Source organism: Azohydromonas australica DSM 1124, assembly GCF_000430725.1.
In the GTDB taxonomy this organism is placed as follows: domain Bacteria; phylum Pseudomonadota; class Gammaproteobacteria; order Burkholderiales; family Burkholderiaceae_C; genus Azohydromonas; species Azohydromonas australica.
This window is the reverse complement of record NZ_AUMO01000017.1, coordinates 90,116-111,214: the sequence shown is the minus strand read 5'-3', so window position 1 is coordinate 111,214 and position 21,099 is coordinate 90,116. Positions and strand designations below refer to the sequence as shown.

The window sequence follows — 21,099 nt, the reverse complement described above, 5'->3', positions numbered from 1 at the left end:
GACGATGCACAGGCGCAGGTTCGTGCATGCGGTGCTGCCGGCGCTGGCCGCCTTCGCCGCTCCGTCCCTGATCGCGGCGCCGGCCGACGGTGCGGCCTGGCTGCTGCGGCTGCGCGAGGCGGCGCAGCATCGCAACTTCCAGGGCACGCTGGTGCACAGCGTCGGCGGCACGGCCAGCAGCTCGCGCGTGGCGCACTACGGGGAGAACGGCCACCAGTACGAGCGCATGGAGATGCTCGATGGCCAGATGCGGCGCGTGTTCCGCCACGACGACGAAGTGCTGACGCTGTGGCCCGAGCGCCGGCTGGCGGTGTTCGAGCAGCGCGAGCCCGGCGCGGCGATGCCGGTGCTGCTGCGCGCACGGCCCGATGAGCAGGTGTTCGAGCGCTACGAGCTGCGCTCGCAGGGCACGGACCGCGTTGCCGGCCACGAGACGCAGGTGTTCCTGCTGCACCCGCGCGACGCGCTGCGCTTCGCCCAGCGGCTGTGGATGGAACCGCACACCTCGCTGCTGCTGCGCGTGGACCTGCTGGCCGCGGACGGCCGCGTGCTGGAAAGCGCTGCCTTCAGCGAGCTCACGCTGGGCGTGCGGCCGCAGCCCGAGACGGTGCTGCGCCCCATGCGCAAGCTCGACGGCTACCGCGTGCTGCGTCCGGCGCAACTGCGCACGCGGCTCGATGCGGAGGGCTGGAGCGCGCCGGAGGTGCCGGGTTTCGAGCAGCTGAGCTGCTTCAAGCGCGTGCTCGACGAGGGCGAGGGAGGCCGAAACGGCGAGACGCTGCAGGTGGTGTACGCCGACGGGCTCACGCACGTGTCGCTGTTCATCGAACCCTACCGCGGCGAGCACCACCGCCCGATGCAGACCGCCATCGGCGCCACCCATACCCTGATGCAGCGCCAGGGCTCATGGTGGGTGACGGCGGTCGGCGAGGTGCCCATGGGTACGCTGCAGAAGTTCGCGGCCGGCCTGACGCGCCGGCCTTGAACACCCTCTCGCGGGTAAAAGCACTTCAACAGACAAGGGAACCTCCATGCGAGTCGATGGCGTATTGCAGGGCCGGCGGGCCCGTGGTGCCGTGCTGTCCACGCTGACGGCGCTCAGCCTGGGCGTGGCGCTGGGCTTGCCGGCGCACGCGCAGCAGGGGCCGGCGCAGGCCCCGGCACAGGCGCAGGTGCTGCCGGACTTCACCGAGCTGGTGGACCGGGTCGGGCCGGCGGTGGTCAACATCCGCACCCTGGAGCGTGGGCGCGCCAGCCGCAGCACGCCGGAAATGGACGAGAACCTGGAAGAGTTCTTCCGGCGCTTCGGCATCCCAATGCCCGGGCGGCCCGACCCGCGGCGCGGCCCGCCCGGCGGCGGTGGCGGCAGCGACGAGCCGCAGCAGCGCGGCGTGGGCTCCGGCTTCATCCTCAGCGCCGACGGTTTCGTGATGACCAACGCGCACGTGGTGGAGGGCGCCGACGAGGTCGTCGTCACCCTCGCCGACAAGCGCGAGCTCAAGGCGCGCATCGTCGGCGCCGACACCCGCACCGACGTGGCGGTGGTCAAGATCGAGGCCACGGGGCTGCCTTTCGTGCGCATCGGGGACGTGGGCCGGCTGCGCGTGGGCGAGTGGGTGGTGGCCATCGGCTCGCCCTTCGGCCTGGACAACACCGTGACCGCCGGCATCGTCAGCGCCAAGCAGCGCGACACGGGCGATTACCTGCCTTTCATCCAGACCGACGTCGCCATCAACCCTGGCAACTCCGGCGGGCCGCTGCTGAACATGCGCGGCGAGGTGGTCGGGATCAACTCGCAGATCTACAGCCGCTCGGGCGGCTTCATGGGCATTTCCTTCGCCATTCCCATCGACGAGGCCATCCGCGTCGCCGAGCAGTTGCGCACCAACGGCCGCGTGGTGCGCGGGCGCATCGGGGTGCAGATCGCGCCGGTGACCAAGGAGGTGGCGGAGTCCATTGGCCTGGGCAAGCCCATCGGCGCGCTGGTGCAGGGCGTGGAGACGGGTGGCCCGGCGGAGAAGGCGGGCATCGAGCCCGGCGACATCATCACCAAGGTGGACGGCAAGGCGGTGGAGCGCTCGGGCGAGCTGCCGCGCGTCATCGGCGGCACCAAGCCCGGCACGCGCACCACGCTGCAGGTGTTCCGCCGCGGCAGCTACCGCGACCTGGCGGTGACGGTGGCCGAGATCGAGCCCGAGAAGCCGCGCCGCGTCGCCCAGGCCGAGAGCGCGCCGCGCGCCAGCGCCACCACGCCCATCGGACTGTCGGTGTCGGACCTCAGCGATGCGCAGCGCCGCGAACTCAAGGTGCGCGGCGGCGTGCGGGTGGAGTCGGCGGAAGGCGCGGCGGCGCGTGCCGGGCTGCGCGAGGGCGACGTGATCCTGACGGTGGACAACACCGAGATCACCAGCGCGCGCCAGTTCACGGGCCTGGTGGAGAAGGCAGATCGCTCCAAGGCGCTCACCGTGTTGGTGCGCCGCGGCGAGCAGACCAACTACCTGATCATCCGGCCCGGCGGCAACAGCAACAGCAACGGCAACGGCCGCTGAGCCCGGCCTCTGGCGTGCAAGACCCGGCGCCCCACTGGGGCGCCGGGTTTTTTCACGAAGCGCAATCGGCAGCCGCTGCGGCGGGCCTTCCACCGCCGCCCTAGAACGGCCTGTTACGGGATTGCCCTCATGCCGGGTTGGAATGTTGCGCTGCATCAGCCGCAGTCCATCCTGTGCATATCAGGCTGCTGTCCTGAGGCAGCACAAGGGTTGACCACTTGTGCATAAACTGTTGAAAACTTCCGGTGTAGCGCCCCGGAAGACCTGTCGCGATGACCGTTTGTGGCTGGTCGGCGGGGGGCTTTTGGCTACAATGAAGGCCCAACAAGCAGTTGCCATACGTTTTGTTGGAAGGCGCGTCACCGTTTCGACGTGCCTTTTTTTTGACCCCGACAGGCTGCCGCGCGGTGGCGTGTCGCTGGGCCGATCCGCAGGGTTCCGTGCAGGCAGCGCGGCCTGCGACCGACGCCGCCCGCGGCCTCGGCCCCTCGCTTCCCGTTCGCATGGACCACATCCGCAATTTCTCCATCATTGCCCACATCGACCACGGCAAGAGCACGCTGGCTGACCGGCTCATCCAGCGCTGCGGCGGCTTGAGCGATCGCGAGATGGAGGCCCAGGTGCTCGACTCGATGGACATCGAGCGCGAGCGCGGCATCACGATCAAGGCGCAGACCGCGGCGCTGCAGTACAAGGCGCGCGACGGCAAGACCTACAACCTCAACCTCATCGACACGCCGGGGCACGTGGACTTCTCCTATGAAGTCAGCCGCTCGCTCTCGGCCTGCGAGGGCGCGCTGCTGGTGGTGGATGCCAGCCAGGGCGTGGAGGCGCAGACGGTGGCCAACTGCTACACCGCGCTGGACCTGGGCGTCGAGGTCATCCCGGTGCTCAACAAGATGGACCTGCCGCAGGCCGACCCGGATCGCGCCAAGGAGGAGGTCGAGGACGTCATCGGCATCGACGCCAGCGACGCGATTCCCTGCTCGGCCAAGACCGGCATGGGCATCGACGACATCCTGGAGGCGGTGATCGTGCGCATGCCGCCGCCCAAGGGCAACCCCGAGGGGCCGCCGCGGGCGATGATCATCGACGCCTGGTTCGACAACTACGTCGGCGTGGTGATGCTGGTGCGCGTGGTGGACGGCCAGATCGGCAAGGGCGAGCGCATCCGCATGATGGCCACCAACGCCGTCTACGGCATCGAGCACCTGGGCGTGTTCACGCCCAAGAGCGAGAACCGCGACATGCTGCGCGCCGGCGAGGTGGGCTTCGTGATCTGCGGCATCAAGGAGCTGGCCGCGGCCAAGGTGGGCGACACCGTCACGCTGGAAAAGAAGCTGCCCAACAACGCCGGCCCGGCCACCGAGGCGCTGCCGGGCTTCAAGGAGATCCAGCCGCAGGTGTTCGCGGGCCTGTACCCGAGCGAGGCCAGCGAGTACGACCAGCTGCGCGACGCGCTGGAAAAGCTCAAGCTCAACGACAGCTCGCTGCGCTACGAGCCCGAGGTGTCGCAGGCGCTGGGCTTCGGCTTCCGCTGCGGCTTCCTGGGGCTGCTGCACATGGAGATCGTGCAGGAGCGCCTGGAGCGCGAGTTCGACCAGGACCTGGTGACCACCGCGCCCAGCGTGGTGTACGAGGTGGAGCTGGGCGACGGCGAGGTGATCGAGGTCGAGAACCCGAGCAAGATGCCGGACCTGGGCCGCATCCGCGAGATCCGCGAGCCCATCGTCACGGTGCACCTGTACATGCCGCAGGACTACGTGGGCCCGGTGATGACGCTGGCCAACCAGAAGCGCGGCGTGCAGCTGAACATGGCCTACCACGGCCGCCAGGTGATGCTGACCTACGAGCTGCCGCTGGCGGAGATCGTGCTGGACTTCTTCGACAAGCTGAAGTCGGTGTCGCGCGGCTACGCCTCCATGGACTACGAGTTCAAGGAGTACCGCGCCGCCGACGTGGTGAAGGTGGACATCATGATCAACGGCGACCGGGTGGACCCGTTGGCGATGATCGTGCACCGCTCGCAGAGCCAGTACCGCGGCCGCGCCGTGGCGGCCAAGATGCGCGAGCAGATCCCGCGCCAGATGTACGACGTGGCGATCCAGGCCGCCATCGGCGCCAACATCATCGCCCGCGAGAACATCAAGGCGCTGCGCAAGAACGTGCTGGCAAAATGCTACGGCGGTGACATCACCCGCAAGCGCAAGCTGCTGGAAAAGCAGAAGGCCGGCAAGAAACGGATGAAGCAGATCGGTACCGTCGAGGTGCCGCAGGAAGCGTTCCTGGCCATCCTCCAGGTGGACGACTGACACAACGAATGAGCTCTCTCACCGCGGTTCTGTATGGGGCCCTGATCGTCTATCTCGGCGGCTGGTTCATGGGCTACTGGATGGGCAACTTCGCCCTGCTGCTGTTCATCCTCACGCTGGTGACGATGGTCTACTGGCTGGCCGAGCGGCTGCGCTTCCGCCCCGCGCGGGAGGCCGCCGCGGCGCAGCTGGAGGCGCAGGCCGCCTCGCGCCGCGCCGAGCTGGCCCGCATGGGCATCGAGAAGGTGGACGGCGACGTTACCGAGGCGCGGCGCAAGGTGCTGGCGCAACCTTGGTGGCTGGACTGGACGGCCGGCCTGTTCCCGGTGATCGTGGCCGTGTTCCTGCTGCGCAGCTTCCTGTTCGAGCCGTTCAAGATCCCCTCGGGCTCCATGATCCCGACGCTGCTGGTGGGCGACCTGATCCTGGTGAACAAGTTCCACTACGGCATCCGGCTGCCGGTGGTGAACACCAAGGTCGTGAGCAACAACGAGCCTGTGCGCGGCGACGTGATCGTCTTCCGCTACCCCGTGGACCCGCGCGTGGACTACATCAAGCGCGTGGTGGGCCTGCCCGGCGACGAGGTGAGCTACCTCAACAAGCGGCTCACCATCAACGGCCAGCCCGTGCCGACCTCGCAGCTGCCCGATTTCTACGACGAGGACAGCCTGCGCTACCAGCAGCAGTTCAGCGAGAAGCTGGGCGAGCAGGATCACCGCATCCTCATCGACAAGGACCGTCCCGGCTTCATCCCCGGCAACCATGCCTTCCCCAACAGCTCGGCCTGCCGCTACAGCGCCGAAGGGGTGAGCTGCAAGGTGCCCGAGGGCCACTACTTCGTGATGGGCGACAACCGCGACAACTCGCAGGACTCGCGCTACTGGGGCTTCGTGCCGGACCAGAACATCGTCGGCAGAGCCTTCTTCGTGTGGATGAATTTCGGCAACCCCAGCCGCATCGGCCGCTTCCATTGAAGCCGCCGGGCGCCCTCGGGCCGCAGCCTTGCGGGCGCGGCCCGGGCGGCGCCTGTCCCGCCGAAGCGGCCGCCCGGCCGCGCCGGCGCGGGCTCCCGCTCCTCACGTTCATGGCCCCGGTGTACCTGCCCATCAAGTACCACGGCCGCTGCCGTTGAAGGCGCGCCACTTGCCCGCACATCACGACATGGACCATCGAATCGAAGCACTCCAGCAACGCCTGGGATACCGCTTCGCGCAGCCGCGGCTGCTGCAGCGTGCGCTCACGCACCGCAGCTTCGGCGCCGATCACAACGAACGGCTCGAATTCCTCGGCGATGCCGTACTGAGCATCACCATCTCCGCCATGCTCTACGAGCGCTTCAGCGGCTCGGACGAGGGCGATCTCACCCGCGTGCGCGCGCACCTCGTGCGCGAGGACAGCCTGCACCGCGTGGCGCTGCAGCTGGGCCTGCCGGAGGTGCTGCGCCTGTCCGAGGGCGAAGCCCGCGGCGGCGGCGCGCAGCGCCCGTCGATCCTGGCCGACGCGCTGGAAGCCATCCTCGGCGCGGCCTTCCTCGACGGCGGCTTCGAGCCCGCGCAGGCACTGGTGCGCCGCCTCTTTGGCGAGGTCATCGCCTCCACCGAGATGGACGGCTGGAGCAAGGACCCCAAGACCGAGCTCCAGGAATGGCTGCAGGCGCGGCGCCTGGCCGTGCCGGTCTACCGCATCGTCGCCACGCGCGGCCAAGCCCATGCCCAGACCTTCGAGGTCGAGTGCGCCGTGCCGGCCCTGGGCCTGGCCGAGCCGGGCGAGGGCCGTTCTCGCCGCATGGCCGAGCAGGACGCCGCGCGGCGGCTGCTCGAAAACCTCAAGTCCAGCGACCGCCCCGGCGGGCCGCTGCGCTCCTGAATTACCGTGAACTCCAAATCCCAACCTTCCGCGCCGGCCGCTGACGCCGCCGACGCCCCCGCCGTGCCCGCCCACGAGGCCGCCACGCCCGAAGCCGAAGACTTCGCCGCCGATCCCGACGCCAGCGGCGCGGTGGAGGAGGGCGCCGACACCGGCGCCGAGGACGACGACCTCGACGTCGAAGACGCAGAGGACGCCGAGGAAGGCGACGACGAGGAGGAGGACGAGCGCGAGGGCGTGGACCTGGACGCCGCCTTCGGCAAGCCCGCGGCCGTCGCGGGCCAGCGCTGCGGCCTGGTGGCCATCGTCGGCCGGCCCAACGTGGGCAAGAGCACGCTGCTCAACGCGCTGGTGGGGCAGAAGGTCAGCATCACCTCGCGCAAGGCGCAGACCACGCGCCACCGCATCACCGGCATCCGCACCGAGGGCGACACGCAGTTCGTGTTCGTAGACACGCCCGGCTTCCAGACCAAGCACAGCACCGCGCTCAACCGCAACCTCAACCGCACCGTGCAGGGCGTGCTCTCCGACGTGGACGTGGTGCTGTTCCTGGTGGAGGCCGGCCGCTTCGGGCTGGACGACGCCAAGGTGCTGGCGCTGCTGCCGCAGGACAAGCCGGTGATGCTCATCGCCAACAAGCTCGATGCCGTGCAGCGCCGCAACGACATGCTGCCCTGGCTCAAGTCCATGCAGGAGCGCCGGGACTTCGCCGAGTTCGTGCCGCTGTCGGCGCGCAAGGACGCGGACGTGAAGCGGCTGATGGACATCGTGCGGCCCTACCTGCCCGAGCAGCCCTGGTTCTACGAGGAGGACGCGCTCACCGACCGCAGCGACCGCTTCCTGGCCAGCGAGCTGATCCGCGAGAAGCTGTTCCGCCTCACCGGCGACGAGCTGCCCTACAGCTGCACGGTGGTGATCGACAAGTTCGAGGAAGAGGGCAACCTGCGCCGCATCGCCGCCACCATCGTCGTGGAGCGCGACGCGCACAAGGGCATGGTCATCGGCGACAAGGGCGAGGTGCTCAAGCGCATCGGCAGCGAGGCGCGCCAGGAGCTGGAACGGCTCATGGACGCCAAGGTCTTCCTGGAAATCTGGGTCAAGGTGCGCTCGGGCTGGGCCGACAGCGAAGAGCACCTGCGCTCCTACGGCTACGAGTGAAGGGAAAGGCTCCGCCCCAGGCGGCCTATGTGCTGCACCGCTGGGACTGGAGCGAATCCAGCCTGGTCCTGGACCTGTTCACGCGCGAGCACGGCCGCGTGGCGGCAGTGGCCAAGGGCGCCAAGCGCCCGTATTCGCAGCTGCGCCCGGTACTGCTGCCTTTCCAGCGCCTGAACGTGCACCTGGGCCGCAGCGCCGAAGCCGAAGTGCAATTGCTGCGCGGTGCCGACTGGGCCGGCGGCGCGCCCATGCTCACCGGCGACGCGCTGTTCTCGGGCTTCTACCTCAACGAGCTGCTGATGAAGCTGCTCGCGCGCCAGGACCCGCATCCCGCGCTCTTCGACGCCTACGCCGCCACGCTGCCGGCACTGTCCGGCGGCAACGAGCTGCGCGCGCAGGCGGGGCTGCGTGCTTTCGAGCTGATGCTGCTGCGCAGCACCGGGCTGCTGCCCGACCTGGCCCAGGTCACGCTGCGGCTGGAGGCCACCGAGCCGCGCGCGCGCTACGCGCTGCGGGCTGAGTCGGGGCTGGTGGACGCCGCCGGCGCCGAGGCGGCGCTCTCCGGCCAGGTCTGGACCACGCTGCAGGCCGCGCTGGACGCCGGCGACCTGGGCGCGCTGCAGGCGGCCTGCCTGCTGTCGCTGCAGCCGCTGCGCGGGCAGTTGCGCACGCTGCTTCACTATCATCTCGGCTCCCCGCTGCTGCGCACCCGCGAGGTGATGCGCGACCTGCAGCGCCTCATCGACGTCCCCCCGCCTCCCCCGCCAGATGAACCCTCTCGTGGCTCCCGAATCCCGGCCGCGTGACGCGCGCACCGCGCTGTCGGTCAACCTCAACAAGGTCGCGCTGCTGCGCAACACGCGCCACCTGGGCATTCCCAGCGTCACGCGCGCGGCGGAGCAGGTGCTGCAAGCCGGCGCGCAGGGCATCACCGTGCACCCGCGCCCGGACGAGCGCCATATCCGCGCCGAGGACGTGCACGCGCTGGCCGAGTTCCTCAAGGCCTGGCCGCAGGTCGAATACAACATCGAGGGCAACCCCTTCCACAACCTCGTCGGCTTCATCGAGGCCACGCGTCCGCACCAGGCCACCTTCGTGCCGGACAACGTCGAGCAGTTCACCTCCGACCACGGCTGGAACATGCCGGCGGACCTGGAGCGGCTGGTGTCCGTGATCCAGCAGGTGAAGGCGCTGGGCGTGCGCGTGAGCCTGTTCATGGACCCGGTGCCCGAGGCCATGGCCTTCGCCGCGCAGGCCGGCGCCGACCGCGTCGAGCTCTACACCGAGGGCTACGCGCGGGCGTTTGGCACGGCGGACGAGGACGCGGTGCTGGCGCAATACACGCGCGCCGCCGAGGCCGCGCTGGCCGCGGGCCTGGGCGTCAACGCCGGGCACGACCTCAACCGCGACAACCTCACGCGCTTCCTGCGCGAGGTGCCGGGCGTGGCGGAGGTGTCCATCGGCCACGCGCTGATCGCCGACGCGCTGGAGCTGGGCTACACCGAGACCGTGCGCGACTACCAGCGCTGCATCCAGCGCGCCTTCGCGCCCGCGGAGGGCGGCGCGCGGTGATCGTCGGCATCGGCACCGACGTCTGCGACGTGCGGCGCATCGCCGCCACGCTCGGACGCCGCAACGACCGCTTTCCGTTGCGCGTGCTCGGTCCCGGCGAGCAGCAGGTGTTCGCCGCGCGGCGTGCCCGCGCCGAGTCGCGCGGCATCGCCTACCTGGCCACGCGCTTCTCGGCCAAGGAGGCCTTCTCCAAGGCCATCGGCCTGGGCATGCACATGCCCATGCGCTGGCGCGACTGCGAAATCCTGAACCACGCGAGCGGCCAGCCCTACATCCGGCTGCACGGCGCGCTCAAGGACTGGTTCGAGGCGCAGGGCTGGCAGGCGCACGTGACCCTCAGCGACGAGACCGACTACGCCGTGAGCTTCGTCGTGGTCGAGAAGCAACCTCAGCAGGACATCGAATGACTTCTTCGCAGCACGCCCCGGTGGTGCTCGACATCGCCGGCCTGGCGCTGGACGACGACGACCGCCGCCGCATCGCGCACCCGCTCACCGGTGGCCTGATCCTGTTCGCCCGCAACTGGGAGAGCCGGCGCCAGCTCACCGAGCTCACGGCCGAGATCAAGAGCCTGCGCCCGGACCTGCTGGTCTGCGTGGACCACGAGGGCGGCCGCGTCCAGCGCTTCCGCACCGACGGCTTCACGCACCTGCCGCCGATGGCGCGCCTGGGCGAGCTGTGGATGCGCGACGCCATGGCCGCCACCGAGGCCGCCAGCGCCGCCGGCTACGTGCTGGCCTCGGAGCTGCGCGCCTGCGGCGTGGACTTCAGCTTCACGCCGGTGCTGGACCTGGACCACGGCCAGAGCGCCGTCATCGGCGACCGCGCCTTCCACCGCGACGCGCGCGTGGCCACGCTGCTGGCCAAGAGCCTGATGCACGGGCTGCTGCTCGCCGGGATGCAGTCCTGCGGCAAGCATTTCCCCGGGCACGGCTTCACCAAGGCCGACTCGCACGTGGACGTGCCGGTGGACCGGCGCTCGCTCAAGGCCATCCTGGCCGACGACGCCAAGCCCTACGAGTGGCTGTCCACCAGCCTGCCCTCGGTGATGCCCGCGCACGTGGTCTACCCGAAGGTGGACGCGCGCCCGGCGGGCTTCTCTGCCAAGTGGCTGCAGGACATCCTGCGTGGCCGCCTGGGCTTCACCGGCGCCGTGTTCAGCGACGACCTGAGCATGGAAGGCGCGCGGCGCCTGGACGGCGAAGTGGTCAGCTACCCCGCCGCCGCCGTGGCGGCGCTGACCGCGGGCTGCGACTTGGTGCTGCTGTGCAATCAATCCCTGGACGGCGGCGCGGCGGTCAACGAGTTGCTCGACGGCCTGCAGGCCGCTCTGGAGCGCGGCGAGTGGCAGCTCGATCCCGACAGCGAAGCGCGCCGCGTGGCGCTGCTGCCACAGGGAGCGCCGGTGCCTTGGGACGACCTGATGCACCAGGCGGTGTACCAGCGGGCGCTGGAGCAGCTGCCCTAAGCCCCCTGGGGCCGCCGCGGTAGACGGCGGCCCGGCCGCTGCGCTCAGACCAGCGGCACCTCGCCCCGGCAGCGCGGGCAGGACACCAGCAGCTCGCCTGTAGCGGCCGACACCACCTGCAGCTGCGTGAAGCTGTTGGTGTGCGCATGCAGCGCGAACCAGGGCGAGAGCACCAACGCGAACAGCTGCAGCCCGCGCCCGGCGAAACAGGCTTCGTGCACCGACAGCCGGATCTCGGTGCCGCGCACGAGGCTCGGCCCGCAGCGCCCGGCCATGCAAGCCTGCGCCGGCCGCATCTCGATGGCGGCCAGCCCCTCCAGCAGCCGCTCGGTGCGCGGGTCGCGCGACCAGTCGAACAGTCGCAGCCCGTCCTTGAGCGCCTGCAGCCCGGCGCTCGTGAGCAGCAAGTGGCGCGGGCGCAGCAGCGACAGCAGTTGCCAGGAGCGCTCGCCGCTGAAATCGAAGCGCCGGCTCGGCGTCGGCTGGTGCAGCAGGCGGATGGCGGCCGCGCCGCCGCCGGCCAGTCCCAGCTCGCCGCCGGCGTTGCCGATGCGCATGCGGCTGGGCAGGTCGCGGTTGGTGAAGCGCGCCCGCACCTCCAGCGCATCGACCACCGCCTCGCTGGGCGCCTGGCCGGCGTCCACCAGCGTCAGCACCGTCTCGTCGCCGGGCTTGCGCTGCGCCAACCCTTCGTCGCGCCGGGCCATCCAGCGGGGCGGTGCGGCCGGGTCCTCGCTTGACCCTGCGGCGTGCCGCAGCGAGTGGAAGGCCTCCACCGGCCGCAGCTCGCCGGCGCCGGCGCCCTGGGGCTGGTAGCGCACGCCGTCGATGGCATGCACCTCGTGCAGGGCCGGGCCGGGCGTGGCCCGCACGGTGTAGGTGGCGGGCTCGTGCCTCAGCGCCTCGGCCTCGGCGGTCGCGCTGAACAGGTTGATGACGGGCACGCAGCCGGGCCGGAAGTGCCGGGCGCCGGCCGACTCCAGCAGCCGCGCCTCCTCGCCGTCGGTGCGCAGCCCCGCCAGCGCGAAATGCAGCGCCAGCGTGCTGCCTTGCGCACACCGGGCCGCAGCGGTCAGCGGCAGGTCGATGAAGTCGAACTTGGCCGGGAAGTTGAAGTACTCGGCCAGCAGCCGGTGCGCCGCGGGCCAGCCGTCCGCGATCAGCGCCTCGCCGGGCGCCAAGCCCACTGGCTGCGGGTTGGCCGCCGTATCGGCGTGCCAGGGGCCGTGGGCCGAGGCCTGTACCAGCGTGGTGAGCACGCGGCGCGTGAGCGTCTCCCGCAGCAGCGCCACCAGCGGCGCCTCGCCGTCCAGGAACAGCCGGATGCGCTCCACCCCCAGCGCCGCCCAGCGCGCCTTGTCGCACAGCAGCTCCAGCCGCAGGCTGAACAGCGCCACTGCCTGGCGCGGCAGCGGCGTGTCCGAGGGCACGCCGGAGACGGAAGTCAAACCCGCCGCAGCCACTCGCAGCGGCAGCTGCTGCACCTCGGCCGTGGTGGCGAAGCGCAGCTCCATGGGGTTGTGCAGCGGGATGGCGCCGAGCAGCGCGCCGGCCGGCAGCACCTCTGCGGTGCTGCGCGCCAGGGCGGCGGCAGGGTCGTGGAAGTCGGCGATGGAGCAGGCCGGGAAGGGCCGCAGCCACTGCGGGCTCAGCTGCTCCAGCAGCGCGTGGGTGAAGCGCGGGAAGTCGTCGTCCAGCCGGGCGTGGATGCGTGCGCCCAGCAGCGCGAAGGACTGCATCAGGCGCTGCACCTGCGGGTCCTGCAGCAGCTCGCCGCTGGCCGACAGCCGCCCGGCGATGTGCGGATGGCGCCGCGCGAAGTCGTCCGCCTGCTGCTGCAGCAGCGCCAGCTCGCGCTCGAAATAGGGCAGCAATTTGTCCATGGGATATTCCTCCCGTACTTGTCATGGGCGTGCGCGCCTGTTCGATGGCAAGTCGGCAGGCCAGAGGCAGCAATAACCGTCGGCTTGATTTTTGTAAGCCAAGCGACGGTTTTTATTCGTGGTGCGGGTGCAGCGCGGATTTCGCCTCAGGGTGGCCGCTGCCGGCAAATAGGGCTATTACGCATAGGCGTGCGCGCACCGGCCCGCGTACCTTGCGCCCTGGGGAGCGAGGCAGCCCGAAAGGCGCGATCCGCCCGGCCGCTGGGTATAGCGGAGCCGGAGTGCTCATGAATTCGAATAAGCGTGCAGCCGTTTGCGCAAAGGCATACAGCAGTTCTGAGAGATTCTGGTGGCAGGACGCGTGGATTTCGCGCGCGGCCTCGCATCGTCGCGGCTCTTGAATATTGGCAACTCGGGGAGGCCATGCTCATATTCATGCAGGAATACGCATCGGGTGGCCCGTCCAGGGCTGAGGAAATTCCCGCGCTGCCCCGGCCGCGCCCGTTTGGCCCTGCGCTGTACTGAGGCCGCGATGCTGTCGCTGCTTGATCTGCCGCGCGACGACGAGCGGCTGCTGCGCCTGGGAGCGCTGCCCGCCGGCATCGGGGCCGCGCTGGTGCCGGTGCGGGCCATGCTGCACGAGGCCGTCAACCAGGGCTTCACGCTGGTGCTGGAGCTGCTGGCTGAGCCCTCGCCGCAGGGACTGCGCGCGCTCGTGGGCGAGGCGCTCACGCTGCGGCTGAAGCAGGCCGACGGCCGCTACACCCCCTGGCATGGCTGCGTGGCCGAGGCTGTGCGGCTCGGCCGCGTGGGCGCCCTGGTGCGCTGGCGCCTGCTGCTGCAGCCCTGGCTGAGCTGGCTGGCGCTGCGCCAGGACAGCTTCGTCTACCAGGACCGCACGGCGCTGCAGATCGTGGAATCGGTGTTCGCCGACCACCCCGGGGCGCAGTGGCGCATCGACTGCGCCGAGGCCACGCTGCAGGCGATGCGCGTGCGCGAGCTGTGCATCCAGTACCGCGAGAGCGACCTGGCCTTCGTCACGCGGCTGCTGGCGCAGGAAGGGCTCCACTGGCATTTCGAGCACGTGGACGAGGGCGGCGGCGCAGGCGACTCGGCCGCGGCGCGGCACGTGCTCGTGATCGCCGACGCCCGCCACCGCGGCCCTGACCTGGGCCCGGTGCGCTTCGCGGCGCAGCATCCCAGCGCCTTCCTGCCTGGGCTGGAAGACCCGGTGACGGATTTCATGCCTGCGCGCCGCGCCGTGGCCAACGCCGTGGCGCTGGGCAGCTGGGACCCGGCGCGGCTGGCCGGCGCCGGCGCGCTGCTGCAGAGCCCGCTGGCGCTGGGCGCGCTGCCGCGGCTGCAGCGCTACGACGGCGCGGGCCTGGGGCGCCATCCCGACGGCAGCGCGGCGACCGCCGCCGCGGCCTTGGCGCTGTCGGCGCTGGCGCTGGACGCCAAGCGCTTCGAGGGCGTGAGCGGTGTGCGCCGGCTGGGCGCGGGGCGGCGCTTCACGCTCATCGACCATCCCAGCTACGGCGCCAGCACCAGTGCCTGGAGCGATGCCGGCACGCCGTGGCACCGGCGCGAGGCGAACGGCTTCACCGTGCTGGCCGTGGAGCACCGCGCCGCCAACAACCTGGGCCTTGCCGCGGCGCGTGCGCTGGCCGACGGGGACATCGAGGGCGGCGCCTACCGCAACCGCTTCGAGGCCGTGCTGGACGACGTGCCGCTGGTGCCGCCCGCGCCGCGCCGGCCCACGGCGCCGGCAGTGTTGGGCGCGCGCGTGGTGGGGCAGCGCGGCGGCGCGCTCACCAGCGACCGGGACCACCGCGTCAAGGTGCAGTTCCATTTCCAGCGCGGGCTCGCGCCCAATCCCGGTGGGCTGGCGCACGTCTCGCGCGCAAACCCGGAGGGCCATGCGCCGGGCGACGAGCGTTGCGGGGCCTGGCTGCGGGTGCTGAGCCCGGCGGCAGGCGCCGGCTGGGGCTTCGTCTACACGCCGCGCATCGGTGCCGAGGTGGCGATTGAATTCCTCGACGGCGACATCGACCGCCCGGTGGTGGCCGGCGGCCTCTATCACGGCAACGAGCCGCCGCCTTTCGCCGCGGGCTGCGACAGCGGCGTGAACCACGCCGGGGCGCTGTCGGGGCTGCACAGCCGCGGCCTGGGCGGCGACGGTTTCAACCAGTGGGTGCTGGACGACAGCACCGGGCAGCTGCGCATGCGGCTGCATGCCAGTGCCGCGCGCAGCGAGCTCGGCCTGGGCCACCTGATCCAGCAGGGGCCTCACGATGCCTGGCGCGGCGCTTGGCGGGGCTCGGGCTTCGAAGGCTGCACGCAAGGCTGGGCCAGCGTGCGCGCGGGTGCCGGGCTGCTGCTGAGCACGCAGAGGCGCCCCGGCACCTACGGCAGCGCGCAGGGCAGCCAGATGGATGCAACCGAGGCGCTGGCGCAGCTGCGCACTGCGCGCGAGCTGGCCCAGCGCCTGGGCGCGGCGGCGCGGGCGGTACAGGCGCCGGGCCTGCGCAGCGCCGACGACGGCCAGGCGCTGGCGCGTCTCATCGACGTGATCGACCCGGCGCGGCAGGGGCGCCATCCTGCACAGGTCAACGGCCAGCCGGCGCTGCAAGCCGCCGCCGACGGCCGCAACGCGGGTACGCAGCCGGTGCCGGCCTTTGCCGAGCCGGTGCTGCTGCTGGACACCCCGGCCGCGGCGCTGCTGGCGAGCGAGGCCAGCGTCAGCGCGTGGTCCGGCGGCAGCCAGGGCTTGGTGGCGCAGGAAGACCTGCACTTGGCTGCCGCGGGCACCTATGCCCAGGCTGGCGGCGGCACGGCGGGCGTGTACGCGCACCAGGGCGGAATCACGGCGCGGGCGGCGCACGGGCCGGTATCGCTGCGCGCGCACACCGACGCTCTGCAGCTGCTGGCGGACCAGTCGCTGTCGGTGGCTTCAGTGGAGGGCGAATTGCGCATCAGCGCGCAGCAGCGGGTGCGGCTGGTGGCGGGCTCGTCGGCGCTGACGCTGGACGGGGGAGATATCGAGGTCGCCACGCCGGGGAGCTTCACGGTGCGGGGGGCGACGCATGAGTTCCTGGGGGGAGGGCAGGAAGCAGCGGAGCTGCCAGAGCTGCCCCGTTGACTTGGCTGTGCCGGGATCGCAGGACCGGAAGGGCGGCGTCTCAAGGCGCGGCGGATTCCGGCACCAGCGCCGCCACCATGCGCCACGGCGCACCCATAAGCGACACCGCCAGCGCCGACTGGCCAGAGTGGGCGCACTCTCCCCACGCTGCCGCCAGCGCCAGCAACGGTGCCACTGCTCCCGTGTGGCCGCACAGCGTGCCCATCAGGCGCACGTCAGTGCCCGCGTCCAGATGCGCCAGCGAGGCTTGCGCCAGCGCGTACAGCGCCATGGCCGCATCGACGTGCTGCGGCGCATCGCCAACCAGCGCGGTCACCCTGGCGGCCTCCAGCCCGGATGCCGCCAGCGACTGGGACAGCAGCGCCTGCAGTTGGACCCTGTCCGCCTCGCTGCACGCGGCTTGAAACCCTCGCAGTGCCACGCCGGGCGCGTCCGGCGCTACGGCGGCCGAAGGCGCCTGGGCCGACAGCAGCAGCGCCGCCGCCGCCTCGCCCGGCATCACGCCCCGGGGCCGGCGCGCAAAGGCGTAGAGCCGCTGCTCCCGCTCCAGCCGCTGCACGGCGGCGTCGTCCAGGTCGCTGTGGCAGGCCAGCGCCAGCACCAGGCCGTCCTGGTTCTCGGCACGCACGGCTTCCACGTGGCCGATCGCCTCCCGCAGCAGCGCCACGCCGCCGTCCGCCACGCTTCGCAGCGCCCAGGGCCGTGAGGGCTGCGCATCGGCCGCCAGGACCTGCAGCCGCGCCTTCAGCCACGCCTGGGCGGCTTCGGACTCGGCGGCGCTCCAGGCGGCGGGCCAGTGCACCAGCACTTGCAGGCGCGGTGCCGCGGGTTTCGGGGCGGCGGCGTCCGTTGCCTGGCACCACGGCTCTGCCGCCTGGTCGATCAGCGGCGCCAGCGCCGCGAGCGCACGCAGCACGGCGGGAGAGACGTTTACCGGCGGCGTGCCAGTGGTGGCTGCGAGGGCAGCCTCGATGGCAGGCACGTCCAGCGCCGGGATGCGGGCGCTGAGCAGTGGCAGGCCGTCCTGGTCACGCAGCCGGGCATCGGGTGCGGGCCGGGGGGCGCCCTCGGCCAGGGCGGCCCGCAGCGCTTCGAGGTCCGCGCCCGCCGGCGTGTTCACCCAGGCACCCAGCAGCGGCCAGGCCGGCGGTGCCACAGGCTGCGCGGCGGGCGTCTGGCCAGCGGTGCGTGCCGTTGCCGCCGCTTCGGCGGCAGCCTGCGCGGACGCCGCACCCCGCAGCACCGCCCAGCGCATCGCCAGCACGAAGGCGAACAGCCCCAGCGGCAACGCCAGCAGGTACAGCACCACGTCCTCGACGCTGACCACGCGCTGCATTACGTACCAGCGCCACAGCACGATGAGCCAGGTCGCGGCACCCAGCGCCGCCAGCAGCAGGAATTTCGTGAACAGGGAGCGCATGGCGGCAGCGGCCCGGGGCGTGCCCTCAGTCCAGCGTCGCGCCTTGCGAGGCGATCAGCGTGGCGCCGCAGGCCGTCTTGTGGCCGTGGCAAGCGGCCGGCTGGCCGTCAACGAGCAGCGTGGGATCGCCGGAGACGATGACCGTGATGCCGCCATGGCCCTTGAGCGGGCAGGTTGCCTTGTCGCCCACCCGCGCGATGGGCTTGCCGTGGGTGTCGGTGCCGGGCGATCCGCTCAGCACCGTGCCGCCATGGCTGGTCTTGTCACCGACGACGATCACGGGTTTGCCCATCGCTCACGCCTCCATGTCCATGGATAAGGCGTGAAGATTGAGAGCAAAGGTTTCCGGTGTCGATCCGGAAGGGGCCTGACACACCCCAGGACAGGGGGCCGGCGGCGGCGCCCGAGCGGGCGCCGCGTCATGCGTTCAGCAGCTGGCGCTGAGGCCGGCCCGCGCCGCGCCAGGGCGGCGCACGCGGGCCGGGCCGCGGGTCACTGCGCTTCGAGCTCGAAGGGCAGGCGGACCTGAGCCAGGTCCTTGCGCGTCTCCACCAGCACCAGCGGACCTTCGTCCACCAGCACCACGGGCTTGATCACGCGCGGCACGTGCACCGGCTTGGGCGCGGCGGCGATGGCTTCCTGGGCCACGCGCACCTTCTCCTCGTCGGAGAGCACCCAATGCAGGCCGGCCGACTCGGCCAGCGCCCGCAGCTCGTCCAGCGGCAGCTCGAAGCGCTGCGCCACCGGAGCGGCCGGCTCGGCGGCGGGGGCCTGCTCGGCCACCGGCTCGGGCTGGGCTTCCACGGCCGGCGCGGCGGCTTCGGCCTGGGGCGCTTCCTCGGCCACGGCGCCTTCTTCCACCGGCAACGGTGCTGCCACCTCGGCGGCATCGGCGCTCGCGGACTCGGCACCTTCGGCCACGGCAGCGGCCTCGGCGGCCGGCTCGCGCTCGCGGCGCGGACGGCGGCGGCGGCGCGTGTCGGCGGCTTCGCCGGCTTCCTCGGCGGTCGCGGGAGCGGCTTCCGTCTCGGCCTCGGCCGCAGCGGCTTCCACGGCTTGCGCCGGCTCGGCCTGCAGCGCCGGCACCGGCGTGGCGTCGATGACGATCTCGGCGCCCTCGACGGCGGCGGCCTCGGTCACGTTCTCCAGGCCTTCACCCTCCAGGCGGAACTCCTCGCGGTCGCGACCACTGCGGCGGCGGCGACGGCGGCGGCTCTGCTCGGACTGGGCGTCGAGGTCCAGCTCATCGCCGGAGACCGGCGCCTCGGCCAGGTCCGCGCTCAGCTCGGCCGCCACGGCCGGCTCCTCCTGCGGCGGCTGCGGACGCACGGGCTCGGGACGCGGGCCGCGGCGCTCGGCGCGTTCAGCACGCTCGCCACGCTCCTCGCGCTCCTGGCGTTCCGGACGCTCGCCGCGGTCGAAGCGCTCCGCACGCTCGCCCCGCTCGGCACGTTCAGTGCGCTCCGGACGCTCGGCGCGCTCGCCACGCTCCGCACGTTCACCACGCTCCGCGCGGTCGCCGCGGTCGCCGCGCTCGGCGCGTTCAGTGCGTTCCGGACGCTCGGCACGCTCTGCGCGATCGGCGCGCTCCAGGCGTTCGCCACGCGGTGCCCGCTCGGTGCGCTCGGCACGCTCCTCGAAGCCGTTGACCGACTCGTGGGCCTCGTGGCGGCGGCCGTTGCGCTCGCCGTTGCGGGCCTCGCGCACCTCGCCGTTGCGGCGTTCCTCGGGGCGGCCACGGCCACCGTCGCGGCGGCCGTTGCGCTCGCCGCGGTCACCACCACGGTCGCCGCGCTCGGCGCGTTCACCACGCTCGCCGCGGTCGCGGCGGCGGTTTTCGCGCGCCTCGGGGTAGGGGTAGGCATCGGCCACGGCCGGTGCCGCGGCCGGGGCAGCCACGCCGGCCGGCGCCGCGGCGGTCGCGCTTTCCACGCCGAACAGCCGCTTGACCCAACCGAAGAAGCCGCCGCCCGCGGGCTGCGCCGGCGCGGAAGCAGGCGCGAGCGCGGGGGCCGGGGCCGGGGCGGGCGCGGCCACCGGGGCCGGCGCGGGGGCCGGCTTGGGCGGCGCCACCGGGGCGGGCGTCTCGGGCAGGATGCCCTTGATCACCGGCTCCTGCTTCGGCTTGGTCTTCTCGCGCCGCGTGATCCCGACCTCGTCGTCGGGCTCCTCGATCATCGTGTAGCTGGCCTGCAGGTTCTCCAGGCGCGGGTCGTCGTGGCGCAGCCGCTCCAGCTTGTAGTTGGGCGTCTCCAGGTGCTTGTTGGGCACCAGCAGCACCGTCACGCGCTGCTTGAGTTCGATCTTGGTGATCTCGGTGCGCTTCTCGTTGAGCAGGAAGCTCGTCACCTCCACCGGCACCTGCACGTGCACGGCGGCGGTGTTGTCCTTCATGGACTCCTCCTGGACCATGCGCAGGATCTGCAGCGCCGAGGACTCGGTGTCGCGGATGTGGCCGGTGCCGTTGCAGCGCGGGCAGGTGATGTGGCTGCCCTCGCTCAGCGCCGGGCGCAGGCGCTGGCGGCTCAGCTCCAGCAGGCCGAACTTGGAGATGGAGCTGAACTGCACGCGGGCGCGGTCCTGGCGCAGCGCGTCGCGCAGTCGCTGCTCGACCTCGCGGCGGTTCTTGGACTCCTCCATGTCGATGAAGTCGACCACGATCAGGCCGCCCAGGTCGCGCAGCCGCATCTGGCGCGCGATCTCGTCGGCGGCTTCGAGGTTGGTGCGGCTGGCGGTCTCCTCGATGTCGCCGCCGCGCGTGGCGCGCGCGGAGTTGACGTCGATGGACACCAGCGCCTCGGTGTGGTCGATGACGATGGCGCCGCCGGAGGGCAGGTTCACCGTGCGCGCGAAGGCCGTCTCGATCTGGTGCTCGATCTGGAAGCGGCTGAACAGCGGCGCGTCATCGCGGTAGCGCTTCACACGCGTTGCCATCTCGGGCATCACGTGGTTCATGAACTGCTGCGCCTGCTCGTAGATGTCGTCGGTGTCGATCAGGATCTCGCCGACGTCCACCGTGAAGTAGTCGCGGATGGCGCGGATGACGAGCGAGCTCTCCTGGTAGATCAGGAACGCGCCCTTGCCGGACTGGGCCGCGCCGTCCACGGCGCTCCACAGCTTGAGCATGTAGTTGAGGTCCCACTGCAGCTCGGCCGCCGAGCGCCCGATGCCGGCGGTGCGGGCGATCAGGCTCATGCCCTTGGGATGCTCAAGCTGGTCCATCGCCTCCTTGAGCTCTTCACGGTCCTCGCCCTCGATGCGCCGGCTCACGCCGCCGCCGCGCGGGTTGTTGGGCATGAGCACCAGGTAGCGCCCGGCCAGGCTGATGAAGGTGGTCAGCGCCGCGCCCTTGTTGCCGCGCTCTTCCTTCTCCACCTGTACCAGCAGCTCCTGGCCCTCGCGAATCACGTCGCTGATGCGCGCGTTCTTGACCTCGGCGCCTTCCTTGAAGTACTGGCGCGAGATCTCCTTGAACGGCAGGAAGCCGTGGCGGTCCTCGCCGTAGTCGACGAAACAGGCTTCCAGCGAAGGCTCGACGCGCGTGACGACGGCCTTGTAGATGTTGCCTTTCCGCTGCTCGCGGCCTTCGATCTCGGTTTCGAAGTCGAGCAGCTTCTGGCCGTCGACGATGGCCAGCCGCCGCTCTTCGGGCTGCGTGGCGTTGATCAGCATGCGCTTCATGGGCACTCCCGCGACCGCTCCAGGCGGCCGCCTCTCTTCAGCAGCGCC

Annotated in this window: 15 protein-coding genes; 11 read left to right on the top strand and 4 right to left on the bottom strand. The window is 71.6% G+C overall.

Annotated features, from left to right (window positions below; genetic code table 11):
• Positions 1 to 4 precede the first annotated feature (4 nt).
• From H537_RS40270 to nagZ, 10 genes are all read left to right on the top strand, one after another.
• Positions 5 to 985: a MucB/RseB C-terminal domain-containing protein gene (locus H537_RS40270; RefSeq protein WP_043457944.1), complete on the top strand. Its 981-nt coding sequence runs from the start codon at positions 5 to 7 to the stop codon at positions 983 to 985.
• 46 nt (positions 986 to 1,031) lie between these two features.
• A complete protein-coding gene (locus H537_RS40265) occupies positions 1,032 to 2,549 on the top strand; it encodes a DegQ family serine endoprotease (protein ID WP_051241425.1) in 1,518 nt (505 codons plus the stop codon).
• A gap of 503 nt (positions 2,550 to 3,052) precedes the next feature.
• Positions 3,053 to 4,861: a translation elongation factor 4 gene (gene lepA, locus H537_RS0100495; RefSeq protein WP_028996338.1), complete on the top strand. Its 1,809-nt coding sequence runs from the start codon at positions 3,053 to 3,055 to the stop codon at positions 4,859 to 4,861.
• Positions 4,862 to 4,869: 8 nt separating this feature from the next.
• On the top strand, positions 4,870 to 5,835 hold the full coding sequence (gene lepB, locus H537_RS0100490) for a signal peptidase I (protein ID WP_028996337.1): 966 nt from the start codon (positions 4,870 to 4,872) through the stop codon (positions 5,833 to 5,835).
• A gap of 187 nt (positions 5,836 to 6,022) precedes the next feature.
• Positions 6,023 to 6,727 (top strand): ribonuclease III, encoded by a 705-nt coding sequence (gene rnc / locus H537_RS0100485; protein WP_028996336.1) that lies wholly within the window; start codon positions 6,023 to 6,025, stop codon positions 6,725 to 6,727.
• Between the two features lie 237 nt (positions 6,728 to 6,964).
• Positions 6,965 to 7,885 carry a GTPase Era gene (gene era / locus H537_RS0100480; RefSeq protein WP_028996335.1) on the top strand — a complete coding sequence of 307 codons (921 nt, stop codon included), beginning with the start codon at positions 6,965 to 6,967 and terminating at the stop codon, positions 7,883 to 7,885.
• The gene (gene recO, locus H537_RS40260) at positions 7,882 to 8,691 is read left to right on the top strand and encodes a DNA repair protein RecO (RefSeq protein WP_051241423.1); all 810 of its coding nucleotides are present in this window, start codon (positions 7,882 to 7,884) and stop codon (positions 8,689 to 8,691) included. The genes era and recO overlap by 4 nt, the downstream gene beginning before the upstream one ends.
• Positions 8,654 to 9,457 (top strand): pyridoxine 5'-phosphate synthase, encoded by an 804-nt coding sequence (locus H537_RS0100470; RefSeq protein WP_051241421.1) that lies wholly within the window; start codon positions 8,654 to 8,656, stop codon positions 9,455 to 9,457. Before recO ends, H537_RS0100470 begins: the two co-directional genes overlap by 38 nt.
• Positions 9,454 to 9,864, top strand: a complete 411-nt coding sequence (gene acpS / locus H537_RS0100465) for a holo-ACP synthase (protein ID WP_028996333.1) — start codon at positions 9,454 to 9,456, stop codon at positions 9,862 to 9,864. Before H537_RS0100470 ends, acpS begins: the two co-directional genes overlap by 4 nt.
• Positions 9,861 to 10,925: a beta-N-acetylhexosaminidase gene (gene nagZ, locus H537_RS0100460; protein WP_028996332.1), complete on the top strand. Its 1,065-nt coding sequence runs from the start codon at positions 9,861 to 9,863 to the stop codon at positions 10,923 to 10,925. Before acpS ends, nagZ begins: the two co-directional genes overlap by 4 nt.
• A gap of 44 nt (positions 10,926 to 10,969) precedes the next feature.
• On the opposite strand, the gene tssF is transcribed toward nagZ, so the two are convergent.
• Positions 10,970 to 12,808 (bottom strand): type VI secretion system baseplate subunit TssF, encoded by a 1,839-nt coding sequence (gene tssF / locus H537_RS0100455; RefSeq protein WP_028996331.1) that lies wholly within the window; start codon positions 12,806 to 12,808, stop codon positions 10,970 to 10,972.
• A 532-nt stretch (positions 12,809 to 13,340) separates the two neighbouring features.
• On the opposite strand from tssF, the gene H537_RS40255 reads away from it, so the two are divergent.
• On the top strand, positions 13,341 to 15,950 hold the full coding sequence (locus tag H537_RS40255; RefSeq protein WP_051241419.1) for a type VI secretion system Vgr family protein: 2,610 nt from the start codon (positions 13,341 to 13,343) through the stop codon (positions 15,948 to 15,950).
• 40 nt (positions 15,951 to 15,990) lie between these two features.
• On the opposite strand, the gene H537_RS0100445 is transcribed toward H537_RS40255, so the two are convergent.
• The 3 genes from H537_RS0100445 to H537_RS0100435 form a co-directional block, all read right to left on the bottom strand.
• The gene (locus tag H537_RS0100445) at positions 15,991 to 17,370 is read right to left on the bottom strand and encodes a hypothetical protein (protein WP_028996330.1); all 1,380 of its coding nucleotides are present in this window, start codon (positions 17,368 to 17,370) and stop codon (positions 15,991 to 15,993) included.
• A gap of 25 nt (positions 17,371 to 17,395) precedes the next feature.
• Positions 17,396 to 17,662: a PAAR domain-containing protein gene (locus tag H537_RS0100440; RefSeq protein ID WP_028996329.1), complete on the bottom strand. Its 267-nt coding sequence runs from the start codon at positions 17,660 to 17,662 to the stop codon at positions 17,396 to 17,398.
• Between the two features lie 200 nt (positions 17,663 to 17,862).
• The gene (locus tag H537_RS0100435; protein ID WP_028996328.1) at positions 17,863 to 21,051 is read right to left on the bottom strand and encodes an Rne/Rng family ribonuclease; all 3,189 of its coding nucleotides are present in this window, start codon (positions 21,049 to 21,051) and stop codon (positions 17,863 to 17,865) included.
• Positions 21,052 to 21,099: the final 48 nt, after the last annotated feature.